The following is a 16,368-nucleotide window of genomic DNA, read 5'->3' as shown; positions in this document are numbered from 1 at the left end:
TTGCATGAACTTTGCATTTTATTCTTGTTCCGAGACGATTTTTTTCGCATATAGATGTATATATTTGGTATCTATGTCTTGATTTTAACTGCAATATTTGATGCTTTAGAGCATAGTCAATTAATAGTAATGAATCGTATACTCAAAGCATATTTCATTTTTTGTTTATGACGACAATAAAGAATAAAGGAGCACCTCATGAGTTTAGTGGTACCTGCTGAAAAACCCGATGCTGTACATACCGAAACCGACCGGGTCGAGCGCATCCTGGTTGTCGATGATGATGTGCGTCTGCGTACCCTGTTACAACGTTTCCTTGAAGATAAAGGCTTCGTCGTTAAAACTGCGCACGATGCTACCCAGATGGATCGACTATTACAGCGGGAACTGTTTTCTCTGATTGTGCTCGATTTTATGTTGCCTGTAGAAGACGGCCTCAGCATCTGTCGTCGCCTACGCCAGTCGAATATTGATATTCCAATCATTATGCTCACCGCACGTGGCAGCGATTCAGATCGTATTGCAGGTCTGGAAGCCGGTGCAGATGATTACCTGCCTAAACCATTTAATCCAAATGAATTGCTGGCACGTATCCGTGCAGTTTTGCGTCGTCAAGTCCGTGAAGTTCCAGGCGCTCCTAGCCAGCAAATGGAAGTGGTATCCTTTGGCCCCTGGTCACTGGATCTGTCGACACGTACTCTGACTCGTGAAGGACAGGTGGTGACCTTAACTACCGGTGAATTTGCAGTATTAAAAGCGCTGGTACAACACCCACGTGAACCTTTAACTCGTGACAAGCTGATGAATCTGGCGCGTGGTCGTGAATGGGGTGCGATGGAACGTTCAATTGACGTTCAGGTATCACGCTTACGTCGTTTGATTGAAGAAAACCCTGCCCGTGCGCGTTATATTCAAACCGTTTGGGGTGTCGGTTATGTGTTTGTTCCAGATGGTACTGAATAATTTTCTTATTAGAAGAAAGTAAAATATTCGTCCGTCTATCAATTTAGTTTTTAATTACGTGACAAATTCATTCGCAACTGTTTGAGGCAGGAGGTATTCATCTCTAATGTTTCTGCGATAAATTGATTACTTGCCGCAATTTGACGAGTTTTGCGAATGAAAATGGTTTTGCCTACTTTTGCCGAAACAAAAGTAGGTCGAACCGAAGGTTTCAACCTATATCTAAATTACAGATGGTTTGACTCCGGTGTGATAAGGCCTTTTAATCAACTCATAATAATTTGCTGAAGTCATAGCACAGGATTGCTCAGTGAAACTCGACCCCATCGACCCACAAAAATTTACCGATTTTGTCAGCTACTCAGAAAAAAAACGTACCCCTTGGGAACGCTTTCTGGACAAAATCAAACCGCGCTCTGCAGCAATGCGAACCACTGTACTGGTGGTCTTTGTGGTCTGTTTCAGCCTGTTCATGTCAATCTGGTTTTTCTGGCGCACACTTTATTTACCTGAAATTCAGCAACATGCACGTTATTTGGCTATGGAGCTGGAAATTCTCAATAATCCGGACCTGCGTCTTTATCATAAAGAACAGGAAGTCGATATTGATACCTGGCTCAAAAACCGGATCGGAATCGAATATGTCACCAATCCGGCTGAATATCCGAATGTAAAAGACAAGGTCATTGCCGAATTCTTTACTAACCAGATTGAAACCAAACTGGCCAAAGAATTAAGAATCGAACAGGCAACCGTTTATTTCCAGTTCAAGCCAAGTCCACGCATCTGGATTCAAACTCCAGAAATGAATGGCAACTGGGTACGTGAGCCTCTTAAAACCTATGCCAACTATAGCCCTGAACTGATTCTAGGCTGGCTGTTGGGTACGCCACTCATTGCCGGAATTATTATCCTGACCCTGGTGCGTCAGCTGAACCGCCCTTTACGCCGCTTGCAGAATGCAGCAAACAGCTATAGTAAAAATGGTTCCGCTCCTTATCTGGATACCAATCATGGTCCGCTGGAAATCCGTCAGGTGAATCATGCCTTTAACCAGATGATTTATACCTTGGATCAAACCGAGCGTGATCGTCGAATCATGCTCGCGGGGATTTCACATGACCTGCGTACACCGTTGACCCGTATCCGTCTTAGCGCAGAAATGATGCCGGATGAAGACTTTCTCAAGGAAGGCCTGATTTATGACGTCGAGGATATGGATGCCATTCTGAACCAGTTCATTTCCTATATGCGGGATGGCTCCGATGAAGAGCTGCAAGAAACCAATGTCAATGTACTGTTGCAGGAACTGGTCAAGCAGTTTAAGCCACTCGATATTCGCTTTACACCTCAAGAGATACCACTGGTTGAAGTACGCAGTATGTCGCTGAAACGCCTGATTGGTAACCTGATCAACAACTCGAAACGCTATGGTGCAGAACCGATTGAGCTTGCTGCCTATGTGCAGGACCATAAACTGATGATCAGTGTGGCCGATCATGGTGAAGGGATTCCAGAAGACCAGATTGAAGCGCTGATGCAACCCTTTGTTCGTGGAAATTCTGCGCGTACCGTACAAGGCAGTGGTCTGGGTCTGGCCATTGTCAAACGTATTGTAGATATTCACTCAGGTGAGCTGCATATCCAGAATCGGCCTGAAGGCGGTCTGGAAGCCATTATTGCCTTACCTCTGAAAACAGCAGATTCAGAGGCACCTACTGCCCCAACCACCTTGGATAAAATTCGTCAAACGCTCACTGATCACTTCTAGTAAGTGATCACAAAAGCATCAAACGACTTTTTAGTATTTCTATACAATTCATTTTAATTTTCAATAATTCAATTATTTAAAAAACATCATTTTTCATTATACCTACATTTAGCTAAAAAATTAGACCTTAGCCTAACACCTATGCAAAATACATTTTTTGATCGGTACAATCCGTATCATTATTTAAGAATTTATGAGAGTTGAAATGTCTTTAGATCGTATCCGTTTAGCCTCCCTACACAACAAAGTCATCAGCCCTGAACAAGCTGCTGAATTCATCGAAGATGGTATGACTGTGGGTATGAGTGGCTTTACTCGCGCTGGTGAAGCGAAGGCGGTTCCTTTAGCTTTAGTACAACGCGCAAAAGCAAATCCATTAAAGATCACGTTAATTACTGGTGCATCACTAGGGAACGATCTAGACAAACAATTGACTGAAGCTGGTGTATTGGCACGCCGTTTACCGTTCCAGGTCGATAACACTTTACGTAAAGCGATCAATAAAGGCGAAGTGATGTTCATCGATCAGCATTTGTCTGAAACAGTTGAACAGATGCGTAACCAGCAGTTGAAAAAACCTGATGTAGCGGTAATTGAAGCAGTTGCGATCACTGAAGATGGCGGCATCATTCCAACAACTTCTGTAGGTAACTCTGCAAGTTTTGCAATTTTTGCTGAAAAAGTGATTGTAGAAATCAATACGAATTTAAGCCCGGCATTTGAAGGCTTGCACGATATCTACATCCCGACATATCGTCCAACGCGTCAAGCGATTCCATTGACTCAAGTGGATGAGCGTATCGGTACGCATGCGATCAATATCGATCCATCTAAAATTGTTGGTATCGTATTTAACAGCGAATTGCATGACTCTCCATCTACTGTGACCGCACCAGATGATGAGACTCAAAGTATTGCCAACCATTTGATCGCTTTCTTTGAAAAAGAAGTGGCTGAAGACCGTCTACCGAAAAACCTCGGGCCTCTTCAAGCAGGGATTGGTTCAATCGCAAATGCGGTATTGACGGGTCTGAAAGATTCAAACTTCGAAGACTTGATCATGTACTCAGAAGTACTACAAGACTGTACCTTTGAATTGATCGACGCAGGTAAGATGAAGTTTGCTTCAGGTTCTTCAATTACACTTTCTGCTAAATATGGCGAGAAAGTATTTAACAACCTTGAGCAATACAAAGACAAACTGGTATTACGTCCACAAGAGATCTCTAACCACCCTGAACTGGTACGTCGTTTAGGTATTATCGGGATCAACACTGCGCTTGAATTCGATATCTACGGTAACGTGAACTCAACTCACGTTTGTGGTACTAAAATGATGAACGGTATCGGTGGTTCAGGTGACTTCGCACGTAATGCGCACTTGGCAATCTTCGTGACCAAATCAATTGCGAAAGGTGGCGACATCTCTTCAGTAGTACCATTCGCGTCTCACGTAGACCATGCTGAACATGATGTAGATATTCTGGTAACTGAACAAGGTCTGGCAGATCTTCGTGGTCTGGCGCCACGTGAACGTGCTCGTGCGATCATCGATAACTGTGCACACCCAATGTACCGTGATGCATTGAATGACTACTTCGACCGTGCATGTGCGAAAGGTGGCCATACACCTCACCTGCTTCGTGAAGCATTATCTTGGCACTCTAACTTTGAAGAAAATGGTCATATGCTTGCAGTAGAAGCTGCAGTCAAAACTGCTTAATTGACCGATTCAGAAAACGCCCTACGGGGCGTTTTTTTATGGAAAAATAAATAAACAAGGACAAATCCATCTATAAAAATCTGATCAGATTAACTTCTTAAATATTTTGAATGATTAAACTGCACTTAGTTTGGATGCAGGGCTTTAAATTCCAGTTCTTCACCCTCATACTTCTACCAAGACAAAGATTAGAGACATGACATGCGCGTAGATATTTGGTCAGATGTGGTCTGCCCTTTTTGCTATATTGGTAAAAAACGTCTGGAAGCTGCTGCAAAGGAAAGTGGGATTGAACTTGAAGTCCATTGGCATAGTTTTCAGCTAGATCCTGAAGCACCAGTCCGTCAGGAAGTTTCCAACTCTGAGCGTTTGGCACAAAAATATGGCCGCTCAGTGCCAGAAGTTGAAGACATGCAGCGCAATATTGCAGCCATGGCTAAACAGGAAGGCATTGAATTTAACTGGGAAGGCGCCAATTCTGGCAATACCTTGAATGCGCATCGCATCATTCACCTGGCACAAAGCAAAGGTCTAGGCAATGAAGCTCAGGAAGCCTTTTTCTACAGCTATATGACGCAAGGCCTGCCAATTGGTGAACGTGAAACGCTGGAAGATGTCGCAGCGCGTATTGGCCTGAACCCGGTTGAAGTAGATGATTTACTCGACTCGGATGAATTTGCGGATTTTGTTAAATTTGACCAGGAAGTAGCGCGTGACCAGCTCAAAGTTACCGGTGTACCTTTCTTCGTTTTTGACCAGCGTATTGCTTTGGCAGGTGCTCAGCCGAAGGAAGTTTTCTTGCAAGTCCTTGAAAAGGCATTAGAGGAGCCACAGGAACAGCCAGCAGCTGATCAGTGTTCTACAGATGCTTGTGATGTTCCGGCAAAGCCTGAATAAAAACTAAATCAAATCAAAAAATCCCCATTCAAGATGGGGATTTTTATGGATGATATGAATTATTCAACCAGAAAACTAATCTTTAGATTGACACGATATTCGGTAATTTTATTGTCATTAATAACGACCTTCTGTTCATTGATCCAAGCACCTTGAACATTTTTAATCGTCTCTGTGACTTTCGCGATGCCAGTCTGAATTGCATCCTCAAAGCTTTTACTACTGCTTGAATTGACTTCTACCACTTTTGCAATTGCCATGATTCAACACTCACTCTGTGAAGATAGAAACATTCATCTTAGTTGATTTAAATTTCTCTACAGCTCTTAGCAAACAAGCGATAGCAAAAACTTACAGGGAATGAACAAATACTAATCTGTCATTACTGTTTTAAAAAAATTTAAATCTAGTTCTCTATTTTCGATAATCAACAAATAAATGTTTGCTTAAAAGCTTCTAAAACATCTAAAAAATGTATAAAAAACAATCCAAAACCGTCTAGAGCAAATATTCTAATACATTGTTTTATAGAGTATTTTATCTAAATTTAGTTGCTTTTCTTGCCGATTTGATCATTTTTTATTAATTGCCATTTGATATTATTTTTCACGTGATTTAGGACTAACTTTTCCCTTGTTCAAACTCTTGAACACCCAGATATCAAAAGGTCATGTTATGAAAACTGTTAAATTTTTATGCGCAGCAACTGTGATGGCTTTTTCTCTACAAGCTTCAGCACAAATGGCTCAAGTGGTTTATCTTCCAGATTTCCCTGTGAGCAAAGCACCAGTTGAAACTGTAGCAACAGATACTGCAACTGCAGAAACTGAAAAAGCGGCTTAAGTCTTTAAGCGAAATCTCCCAGCAGGCTGAATTATTCAGCCTGTTTTTATTTCAGGGCTTCGAAAATTTAACTTGTTCTTCTATTTAAAGAGCATTAAAAACCTCATTATTTTTTATTTTGATTTCATTCACTTTTTATTCAAAAACAACTACCAAATTCGCTTAAAAAATACTCAAAATAATCAAGTATTTTGTCAAACAGATGCTTATAATCAGAACCTGATCTTTTATTGATTTCAGACTTTCTTGTTATGAACCAGCTTCAAGCATTAATACAGGGAAAAATTTCTCCGCAGGCAATTTCTGTGGATTTTTTGATTGAAATGGCTGAGCGTTATCCAGATCCCAACTCTATCGAATACAAACTGGTAGAACTCGCGGTCAATATAATCATGGCCAAGACACTGGATAAAGCACTCAAATATATCTAGAGAGCTAAAATGAATGCTTTAGAAAAAGCAAAATTAATTAAAGAATTAAATGAATTGGGGCAGCAACTAGAACATAAATCCCTCAGTTTATATGAAGCCGCCCGAACCAAAAAACGACTCCAGGATATTTTTCATCTCTGTGATGAACCTGTTTTTAAAAATCAGATTTTAAGTTTTAAATCCCGTGTCCAGCCGGAGATGGCAGCACATCAGTTTGCAGCGAGCACCCAGTTTCATCACCGTTATCGCGGTTATTTTAAGGACCTTGTCCAGCTGCAACAGGCACTCACTGCACATTCAGAAACAGGTTGGGCCTTTTTTCATCAGCCACAAAAAGGCTGGCAAATCTGGTTGGGTCCTGTAGACCAATCTGATTTTTTACATAGTGAATGGGATGAATTAGTAAATTCCCGCAACTGGCTTTTACAACAACAGCAACAAGGCGCATATTTTCCTCTCGATCCCCAACTGGATATTCCGGCTTTATCTGTTCAGGATGCCGAATTCGATACGCTTACCCTGGAAATCGCGCGTTATCATCAGGGCAGTTTGCAGATCCAGACCAAGATCACTGCACCTCAACTGTCTAAAACAATTAAACCTGATTTAGACAGAGCAACTAGCGAAACAGAAGAAGCTAAAACAGCTGAGCTGTCTATAGAAATAGACAACACAGATAGTTCATCCTCTCTTTTGATAATAGATGAAAATATTACTTTCCCTGAATCTATACAGCTAGGTGAATTCTCTGCTCTGCTGCATCCATTAGAACATGCTGGAGCGACTATACGGCGTCTCTGTGCCCTAGAATTACAACCGACTGTCTCCCAACCGGCCGATCTGGAAATAGCGCTATATTATGCCGAGGAAGAGCACTGGCAGGCACGTCCTGTTTATCTCTCCATGCAGACCGATCAGCAAGGGCAAGGTCTGAAATATCTGATGCTCTTAGGCGCACCGAGCCTCTTGCAGGCCAATTCCTGTATCCAGCACTGGGGCACGCAACGTGGACGGCGTTGTATAGAGATAAAATCCATATCATGGGCAGCTTTAGGTGCCTGTCTTGATCAGATAGATCTTTTCAGTGAAATATATCTGCAACAAGCCGAAACGGTCTGGATGCCTGAGGAAAGCTATGCCTATATTCCGGCTCGGTGTATTCATCAAAAGAAATTTATCAATTTTGAGGAAGCGCCCGCTGATTTTTCTACTCCAATTTTATTGCTACAGGAACATCAGAAAATTCGGGTGATTCATGGAGAACGTCGCCTGGCATTGTCCAATCAGGAAATCGCTTATCCTTATTTAATGCTCAAACGTGATAAGGATTTGAATTGGCAAAAAATTCATCAAATTGTTTTAGGATTGTCACAGCCGGTACGGGTTTTAGATTTTTATATGGCAATTCAGGCACAAATCATTAAATAATTGATGTAGTTATGTAGTTTATCCTTGCTTTTTTTCCTTATTTTTTAGAAAACTAGCGCAGTAAATAAAATACGATAAGAGCAAGAATCAACTCATGCGAATAAACCAAATTACTCGAATCTTATTGCTATCACTTGGCGTGGGATTAAGTAGTAGCCCAGTTTGGGCAGAAGCATCTCCTACAGAACCTGCAGAAACAGAACAGCCTACAGGTACAGGTACAGGTACAGGTACAGGTACAGGTACAGGTACAGGTATTTTAGATCAGATTCCACGCTTGATCGATGCCACGCCTACGATTTTACCTGAACAGTCAGACGAAGCGATGGTGCCCACCACCGAAGAAACAGAAGATAAATCTTGGGCTGACAAAAAGCAGAAAAGAATCCGTGAATGGGCAGACCGCACCGCACATAAGATTGATAACTGGTTTGGCCAGACCAACCCGGATGAGCCAGCAACTGCGACTTTGCGAATCATCCTGGATAATAGCTGGGACAAATATGAAAACTATGAAATCAAGCCGAGGATTCGAGGAAAAATCAAGCTTCCAACCTTGGAACAAAAGTTAAGTCTGGTCTTTGGTGATGACAGCCTGGATAACGAACTGGATAGCAATGTCGCAATTACCAATGAAAATCCTGGCAATGCCCGGGATAAAAATCTGGATATTCGCCGTACCCGTGAAAACAACAGCTCGTTTGCACTACGCTGGTCAGAATTTTCAAATGGCCTACCTTTCGATAGCGATCTGGATCTGGGGGTACGTTCTGGGGATGATATCTATGTACGGGCCAAAATCAGTAAAGACTGGGCGATGCAGAATGACTTCTCTTTTCATGCCGAACAGATTTATCGCTATGGATTGCAGAGTGAAAATTATTTGCGGACCAACCTGGAACTGATCCATGCTCGTCCCAATGAGGCCTTTTTTTCCAATCAGTTAAGTTTAACCTATGCAGATGAGCAGGAAGACGATTTGACCTGGGACAACTATACCTTCAGACAGCATCAATTTTTCCAGGGCAACCGCTTTAACTATGGCATCTATACGGGCGGCTATCTGGATGATAAAGATTTACGCTTAAATCGCTGGGGACCTTATGTGTCCTGGAGACAGCCTTTCTTACGTGAATGGTTCTTTGTGCAAGGCGACCTGAACTATCTGAATGATGACCGACTGGACCGAAGCCATTATCTGGGTGCGATGGTACGTCTTGAGGCCATTTTCTAAATTTGAACAAATCCGAAACTATAAAAGCCCATAAAATATGGGCTTTTTAATGACTGAATCCAATAAGTTTTTATTGGCGGTGCTCAACCGTTGTAAAGGCAATACGATCACTACGAATCACACGTTTTTGCTGCAAAGAAGGCTGTTCCATCTGTGGCATATTCCATACTGCGCGGTCTGTACGCTGCATTCGTTTTACTTTTGGCGCTTCTTTTTTCATTGGTGCCTGAAAAATAATACGATCGCTACGAGTCACTTTTTTGGACTCAGTATCGGCCATTGTGGCTGCGCTTATTGACATCAGAATGATTGCACTCAGACTCATCATCAGTGATTTTTTCATGGGAGAATTCTCTCAACTTAATAATCGTTATTATAAATTAATATTTTAATTATTATCTATTTTTTAGATTTAAAACTTAAAGGTATTTTTTTATTCTGGCTATCGCTTTTTTAAATCATTAAAGGGGAATTCAAGTCTTAAACGATAAATTCAGAATATAAAAAATCCCTCCGTAGAGGGATTTTTGAAATATAAAAATTAACCCAACAATAGACTGTTAATACGTTTTACATACTCAGCCGGATTTTCTGGTAGGCCACCTTCTGCAATCATCGCCTGATCAAAGATTACATTGGCCAGATCATCAAACTGGGCAGAACCTTCCAGTTTTTTCACCAATGGATGTTCCGGATTAATTTCCAGAATCGGCTTAACATCAGGTACAGGCTGACCTGCATCTTTCAGCATACGGATCAGTTGTGGAGAAAGCTCCCCTTCTCCTGTGACCAGACACGCTGGTGAATCAACCAGACGAGTCGTTACACGCACCTCTTTAGTTTTATCTTTCAGAGAATCTGTCAACTTTTCAACCACAGGTTTGAACTGTTCAGCAGCAGCTTCAAGTGCTTTTTTCTCTTCCGCATCTTGTAAATCACCTAGATCCACTGCACCCTTAGAGACATTTTGCAATGGCGTACCATCAAACTCATGCACGAAGTTCATTGCCCATTCATCAACACGCTCTGACATCAGCAATACTTCAATGCCTTTTTTCTTGAACACTTCCAGTTGTGGTGAGTTTTTCGCAGCATTCAGGCTTTCAGCGGTAATGTAGTAAATCGCTTTCTGGCCTTCTTTCATGCGTGCTTTATAGTCCGCCAATGAAGTGCTCACTTCATCATTGGTCGAAGTTGCATAGCGCAGCAGTTTCAAGATACGTTCGCGGTTACCGAAATCTTCACCCAGACCTTCTTTCAGCACCGCGCCAAATTCGCGGTAGAAAGTTTTGAAGTTTTCCTGATCTTTTTCATCTTCAGATTTTGCCAGATTATCCAAAGTGGTCAGAATACGGCGGGTATTGCCTTCACGGATGGTTTTCACATCACGGCTTTCCTGCAGCAATTCACGGCTCACGTTTAATGGCAGATCGGCACTGTCCACCACACCCTGTACAAAGCGCAGATAGTTTGGAATCAGGTTATCCGCATCATCCATAATGAAGACACGTTTCACATAGAGTTTGATGCCGGCTTTGGCTTCACGGGTGAAAATATCCTGTGGTGCCTTGCTTGGGATATAAAGCAGTTGAGTATATTCAGTACTACCTTCAACACGGTTATGCGCCCAAGCCAATGGTGCAGCAAAATCATGGGTTAGGTTTTTATAGAATTCGGTATATTGCTCTTCAGTAATCTCAGATTTATTCCGAGTCCACAGTGCGCTGGCCGAGTTAATCGCTTCCCACTCATCGGTCTTCACATATTGACCGCCTTTTGGTGTTTCCCCTTCAGCAGCTTCTTCTTCCTGCCAGACTTCTTTTTGCATCTGGATTGGCAAGCTGATGTGATCTGAGTATTTATTGATGATCTGTTTGACTTTATAGCTTTGCAGATAATCCAGCGCATCTTCACGCAGATGCAGGATAATATCGGTACCACGACCTTCTTTAGTGATTTGTTCAACTTCGAATTCACCAGTACCGCCACTGATCCAGCGCACCCCTTCTGAGGTATCCGTACCGGCACGACGTGATTCTACAGTAATCTTATCAGCCACAATAAAGCCTGAGTAGAAACCGACACCAAACTGGCCAATCAGCTGCGCATCAGCTTTCTGATCACCCGTCAGTTTTGACATAAAGTCTTTGGTCCCTGATTTGGCAATCGTCCCCAGATTTTCAATGGCTTCTTGCTGGCTTAAACCGATCCCGTTATCTGAAATGGTAATAGTTTTATTTTCTGGATCGAGGCTGACACGTACGCGGAGGTCAGGATCATTTTCATAATATTCAGGATGGTTGATCCCTTCAAAACGTAATTTGTCACACGCATCTGAAGCATTAGAAATTAATTCACGCAGGAAAATTTCAGGATTTGAATAAAGCGAATGGGTCACGAGGTGCAGTAACTGCGCTACCTCAGCCTGGAAACTGTGTTTTTGTACGCTTAAATCGCTCATGAATCACTCCTATTATTTTAGATACAGATGTTAACTGCTGCCTATATGAATGGAGTGAGTTCAATAATTTTCAATAGCCTCAAAATAATTTTTTCGCAAAAAGTATTTTTATAGCTTTCATTTTTATCAGTTTAATTGATTGGATGGATAAGACTTAATAAGGCCCCATTTTATAGATGCGATCAAAATGCAGATCCAGCTGCTGCTGACGCATATTATAGACCTGGCTCAAGCAGGATATGGATTCCTGGCAACGGTCACGAAACTGTAGCCATTTCACCTGATCACGTTGAATCACCGAACGTGTTCCCATCGGCACCATACGGCGCAAGATGTTATAGCTGGTACTCATTTTGACATCAGCATCATTCAGCAAACGATGTTCACAAATTGTTTTCTCAGTCGCGGTTGTCGCTTTCTGACAATTAAAACTGGCAGCATAACTCTGTGAAATAAACAGCGTGCTGAAGATCAAAAGACTCTTCGACAAAAAACTCATGCTTTGATCTTCCTTATTATTAAGTCGTATTCAATTAATATTTACTTTATTCGTTTTAATATATTTGAGTATTGCCAATTTGCTCAATTTCAATACGTTATAAATCGTTGTTATTTTGAAAAAAAGCCCCATTCAAGATGAGGCGTTTGGAAAAAATGAACCAAAAATTGGAGCTTAGAATTTATAGCTATAACCGATCGTATACACCCAAGGATCGATTCCAAATTCACCTAAATTAATTTTTGTACCATCAGCAGTTCTTGCTTCCAGATCTGTATCTAAGTCTGCATAACGTGCATCAACAAATACACCCCAGTTTTTTGCATCCGCTGGCTGGAAGTTAAAGCCGACTTGGCCAGCTACACCATAAGCAACATCTGCATCAAGCTTTGCTACACCTAATGCGTCTTTTGCAGTTTGGCTAAATTCTTCATCCCATGGAATGAATACAGTAGCACCTACACCGATATATGGAGTAAAGCGGCTTGAATTTTTAAAATTATATTTGGCTGTGATCGTTGGTGGTAGATGTTTTAATGATGCAATTTTCACATCACCCGCCATCTCAACATCATGTTTAAATGGGGTAGCCAATAATAATTCGGCTGAAATATTGTCATTGAAAAAATATTCGACTGAAGGAGTGAAATTGAGTTCGCTACTTGCTTTAGCATCTTCAACTACACCAGGAATCAGGTCAGTTTCCTGAGCAGGCGCTAATACAGAAGCCCCCACCTTTACTTGCCATTGACCTGCCATCGCAGATGCTGAAAGACCCATTAATGCAATTAGAGCTACTTGCTTTAACATTTTAAAATACCCCAAGGGAAGAATAATTATTAAGAAAATATTTCTTAATTAATAATAAACATGGCTTAAATTAATATGCAATAGAGATTATAAAACTAAATTTTATTTATTATTTAAGTATATGTAATTATTAAATATTTATTTTAAATTGACTATATTAGTTGGTTTTAAATACCCAGTAATTTAATCAGATTAAAATAATAATATTCAGAGTAAAATAATCAGGTTTATATTAATTTTTTATTTAAATATATATTTTAAATACATCTTATAGTTTATTTTAAATCTAAGCAACTCTGCTCCGATTTATATCAGAGCAGATTAAAAAGGACTTACAGAACCATGGCTGCAATCCAGCCAAAAATCATAAGTGGAATATTAAAATGAATGAAGGTTGGAACCACACTATCCTTCATATGGTCATGCTGACCATCCATATTCAGACCAGAGGTGGGGCCTAGAGTTGAATCTGACGCTGGAGAGCCGGCATCACCCAAAGCAGCCGCAGTCCCGATAATTGCAATAGTTGCTGCAGGACTAAAACCAAATTGAATACAGAGCGGTACATAGATAATCGCCAGAATTGGCACAGTCGAGAATGATGAACCGATACCCAAAGTAATCAGCAGACCAATCAATAACATTAAAAAGGCGGCAAGTGCCTGACTATTGCCAATCCAGTTCACCGAAGCTTCGACTAAGGCGGGTACCTGATTAGTCGCTTCAATTACGGCAGCAAAACCTTGCGCGGCAATCATGATAAAGCCAACCAGGGCCATCATACGCATACCGGTAATGATTACATCATCTGCTTCTTTCCATTTAAAGATTCCGGCACAACTCAAGATTGCGACACCGACCAGACCAGCAAGAATCATCGAATCTGAATAGAGCTGTACTGCAAGGGTTGCAAAGACAGCAACCGCTGCCATCCAGATAGTAAATTTAGCAATTTGTGGCTTTGCTGATTTTTGTTCCACACCCAGTTCAGCAGATATACTTTGCTGCTGTTCCACATGGATATCTTTATAGAGACGCGGCTTACGGTAACTAATAAACATGGCCACCAGCAAACCCACGAACATACCTGCGACCGGAATCGCCATCGCAGCGGGAATCTGGTCATAAGTAATCTCAAAGCCATAGGGTTTACCAAAAGTATTGATGTTATGGCCCAGAATATCATTCAGAAAAATGGCACCAAAACCGACTGGAACCAGCATATAGGTTCCCACCAAACCAAAGGTCAGCAAACAGGCCACCAAACGGCGATCCAGCTTCAGATGGTTAAATACCAATAATAACGGTGGAATCAGAACTGGAATAAAGGCGATATGTACCGGAATCACGTTTTGCGAGAAAACGGCAGCCAATGCGACGGTACAGAAGATCAGATATTTAACCTTGTTCTGTGCCTTTTCTGATGCCTCACCTTTTAAGGTGGTAATCATTTTATAGGCCAGCAAGTCAGGCAAACCGGAACGCGCCAAGGCCAAAGCAAAAGCACCCAGGATGCCATAGGCCAAGGCAATTTTAGCGCCACCGCCCAGACCATTGTTAAATGCGTCTAAAGTTCCCTGGAGGCCAAGACCTGCCAACAAACCACCCGTAACAGCACCAATGACCAGGGCAAAAACCACAGGTACACGTGCCAATGAGAGTCCAAACATGACTCCAATAGCAGCAAGAATTGCGAACATAATGAATTGGGAATGAGAGAAAACGGCTATTTTATCAGAAAATCCGGATAAAAATTCTTCCACTTATCCCTTGCCGAGTCACGTTCCCAATCTCCGTATCAGATGGTCGCTGTTAATTTCTGCTGAATAAAATTATGAATCAGATGAGCCACCTGTTCCGGCTGGCTTAGGATAGCCCAGTGATTGGCATTCAGTTCTACCCGGGAAAAATCTTCCACCCATTTTGGCATTTCATCAATCAGATCCGGGCCAACAAACTGGTCCTTTTTGAGCACAATTGCCTGTACCGGACAGATCGCAAAACGCTGTCTAGGTCGAGATAAACGTGGTAGAAAGTTCGCCCGATACAGATTGACGCCATATTTGCCGTCTTTGACAATATTCTGGTTTAGCGGCAGATTATCCTGCTGTTCCAGCTGACTGATCATTTTGCCCCAACGTTCTGCATTAAAGAAATTCCATGCTGTAGGTGCTATAAAAGGTAGCTGGAATACCGCGATATACCAAGACTTGGTCATCTGTTTAAAAAACTTGGCCTTATACTGTTTAAACTGTTCACGCATCCAGAAAGCAGCATGATCCAGACATGGACCTGACATGGTGCTAAAAGACAAAATCCGGCCTTTAAATTTAGGTTCGGTGACTGCTTCCCAAGCCTGGATTGACCCCCAGTCATGAGCCGCAAGGTGGAAAGCTCGTCCTGGCAAGACCTGATCGACCACTTGCTCTAAATCTGCACACAGACGTTCCAGACGATAATCCCGAATTTTCTTGGGAACGCTGGAGTCTCCTGCTCCGCGCACATCATAGGTCACCACAAAATAATCCTGAACGAGGTGAGAAATTACCGCTTCCCAAACATCCTGATGGTCAGGATAACCATGAACCAGCACCAAAGCCGGTCGCTCAGGCTCACCCCAGGTTTTCACATAGAGACGTTGATGATCGCTGGTATCTACCCACTGGCTATGTCTTTGCATAGATGTATCCTTATTCGCTGATTGACTCTTTTATTGTTGAAATAGGCACGATTTATCAATGCCAGCTTATTTTTGTTGTTCTAGTATGCATACAAGACCAGAAAAAAGAATATCCGCATGAGCCTATTACGAAAAATTCAGCAACTGCCTTTATTATCCAAATTTATCCTGAATCGCTATGCCCCTTATCGTGGAGCAGGCATTGTCATTGATGAAATGGACTTTGCCAATTATCACGTTCGCGTGAAAATGCCACTGACTCGCAAGAATCAGAATATTGTGGGAGTACATTTTGGTGGCAGCCTGTATTCCATGGTCGACCCTTTTTATATGTTATTGCTGATGCATCATCTTGGTCCGAAATACATTGTTTGGGATAAAAGCTCTACCATTCAGTTTCTGGCGCCAGGACGCGGAACAGTCTATGCTGACATCCGGATTTCCAAGCAGGAAGTACAAACAGTAAAAGAACTGGCAGCCAACCATAGTCCGGTTTATCGCCAGTATCAGCTTAATATTTATGATGATTCCGGTGTGCGTATCGCTGAGGTACAAAAGACCGTTTATATCCGCCTTAAACAGAGCAAAGGCAAGCCTCGAGAAGCTAAATAACGAAATTGAATAAACT

General features: G+C 41.9%; 16 protein-coding genes. 9 read left to right on the top strand and 7 right to left on the bottom strand.

Going from position 1 to position 16,368, the window contains the following annotated elements; translation table 11 throughout:
* Nucleotides 1–198 precede the first annotated feature (198 nt).
* From ompR to B3Q46_RS11930, 4 genes are all read left to right on the top strand, one after another.
* A complete protein-coding gene (gene ompR, locus B3Q46_RS11945) occupies nt 199–963 on the top strand; it encodes a two-component system response regulator OmpR (protein WP_286715982.1) in 765 nt (254 codons plus the stop codon).
* Nucleotides 964–1,273: 310 nt separating this feature from the next.
* Nucleotides 1,274–2,734, top strand: coding sequence for an ATP-binding protein (locus tag B3Q46_RS11940; protein ID WP_005232503.1), 1,461 nt, complete (start codon nt 1,274–1,276; stop codon nt 2,732–2,734).
* Between the two features lie 205 nt (nt 2,735–2,939).
* Nucleotides 2,940–4,457 carry an acetyl-CoA hydrolase/transferase family protein gene (locus B3Q46_RS11935; RefSeq protein ID WP_004781704.1) on the top strand — a complete coding sequence of 506 codons (1,518 nt, stop codon included), beginning with the start codon at nt 2,940–2,942 and terminating at the stop codon, nt 4,455–4,457.
* Between the two features lie 201 nt (nt 4,458–4,658).
* Nucleotides 4,659–5,354 carry a DsbA family oxidoreductase gene (locus B3Q46_RS11930; protein ID WP_005232505.1) on the top strand — a complete coding sequence of 232 codons (696 nt, stop codon included), beginning with the start codon at nt 4,659–4,661 and terminating at the stop codon, nt 5,352–5,354.
* A 59-nt stretch (nt 5,355–5,413) separates the two neighbouring features.
* Here the strand turns inward: B3Q46_RS11930 and B3Q46_RS11925 are convergent, their stop codons facing one another.
* Complete coding sequence (locus tag B3Q46_RS11925; protein WP_005232506.1) at nt 5,414–5,614, bottom strand: dodecin family protein; 201 nt, start codon at nt 5,612–5,614, stop codon at nt 5,414–5,416.
* A gap of 415 nt (nt 5,615–6,029) precedes the next feature.
* On the opposite strand from B3Q46_RS11925, the gene B3Q46_RS11920 reads away from it, so the two are divergent.
* From B3Q46_RS11920 to B3Q46_RS11905, 4 genes are all read left to right on the top strand, one after another.
* Nucleotides 6,030–6,197: a hypothetical protein gene (locus B3Q46_RS11920; RefSeq protein ID WP_004781698.1), complete on the top strand. Its 168-nt coding sequence runs from the start codon at nt 6,030–6,032 to the stop codon at nt 6,195–6,197.
* A 251-nt stretch (nt 6,198–6,448) separates the two neighbouring features.
* Complete coding sequence (locus tag B3Q46_RS11915) at nt 6,449–6,628, top strand: hypothetical protein (protein ID WP_005232508.1); 180 nt, start codon at nt 6,449–6,451, stop codon at nt 6,626–6,628.
* A gap of 9 nt (nt 6,629–6,637) precedes the next feature.
* Nucleotides 6,638–8,056, top strand: a complete 1,419-nt coding sequence (locus B3Q46_RS11910; protein WP_005232510.1) for a hypothetical protein — start codon at nt 6,638–6,640, stop codon at nt 8,054–8,056.
* A 94-nt stretch (nt 8,057–8,150) separates the two neighbouring features.
* On the top strand, nt 8,151–9,290 hold the full coding sequence (locus B3Q46_RS11905; protein ID WP_286715975.1) for a hypothetical protein: 1,140 nt from the start codon (nt 8,151–8,153) through the stop codon (nt 9,288–9,290).
* A 70-nt stretch (nt 9,291–9,360) separates the two neighbouring features.
* On the opposite strand, the gene B3Q46_RS11900 is transcribed toward B3Q46_RS11905, so the two are convergent.
* The 6 genes from B3Q46_RS11900 to B3Q46_RS11875 form a co-directional block, all read right to left on the bottom strand.
* Nucleotides 9,361–9,633 (bottom strand): hypothetical protein, encoded by a 273-nt coding sequence (locus B3Q46_RS11900; protein WP_286715973.1) that lies wholly within the window; start codon nt 9,631–9,633, stop codon nt 9,361–9,363.
* A 198-nt stretch (nt 9,634–9,831) separates the two neighbouring features.
* Nucleotides 9,832–11,751: a molecular chaperone HtpG gene (htpG, locus tag B3Q46_RS11895; protein WP_005232515.1), complete on the bottom strand. Its 1,920-nt coding sequence runs from the start codon at nt 11,749–11,751 to the stop codon at nt 9,832–9,834.
* Nucleotides 11,752–11,905: 154 nt separating this feature from the next.
* Nucleotides 11,906–12,250: a lysozyme inhibitor LprI family protein gene (locus B3Q46_RS11890; protein ID WP_166134767.1), complete on the bottom strand. Its 345-nt coding sequence runs from the start codon at nt 12,248–12,250 to the stop codon at nt 11,906–11,908.
* Between the two features lie 174 nt (nt 12,251–12,424).
* Nucleotides 12,425–13,060, bottom strand: a complete 636-nt coding sequence (locus tag B3Q46_RS11885) for an OmpW/AlkL family protein (protein WP_180013272.1) — start codon at nt 13,058–13,060, stop codon at nt 12,425–12,427.
* A gap of 332 nt (nt 13,061–13,392) precedes the next feature.
* Entirely contained in the window at nt 13,393–14,760 is a 1,368-nt protein-coding gene (locus B3Q46_RS11880; RefSeq protein ID WP_286715968.1) for a Na+/H+ antiporter family protein, read from the bottom strand.
* Between the two features lie 98 nt (nt 14,761–14,858).
* Complete coding sequence (locus B3Q46_RS11875; RefSeq protein WP_208462456.1) at nt 14,859–15,740, bottom strand: alpha/beta fold hydrolase; 882 nt, start codon at nt 15,738–15,740, stop codon at nt 14,859–14,861.
* A gap of 117 nt (nt 15,741–15,857) precedes the next feature.
* On the opposite strand from B3Q46_RS11875, the gene B3Q46_RS11870 reads away from it, so the two are divergent.
* Nucleotides 15,858–16,352, top strand: a complete 495-nt coding sequence (locus tag B3Q46_RS11870; RefSeq protein ID WP_159123442.1) for a DUF4442 domain-containing protein — start codon at nt 15,858–15,860, stop codon at nt 16,350–16,352.
* Nucleotides 16,353–16,368: the final 16 nt, after the last annotated feature.

The sequence above is a fragment of the Acinetobacter sp. UBA2581 genome (assembly GCF_002339435.1).
In the GTDB taxonomy this organism is placed as follows: Bacteria; Pseudomonadota; Gammaproteobacteria; order Pseudomonadales; family Moraxellaceae; genus Acinetobacter; species Acinetobacter variabilis.
This window is presented reverse-complemented; position numbering and strand designations above follow the sequence as displayed.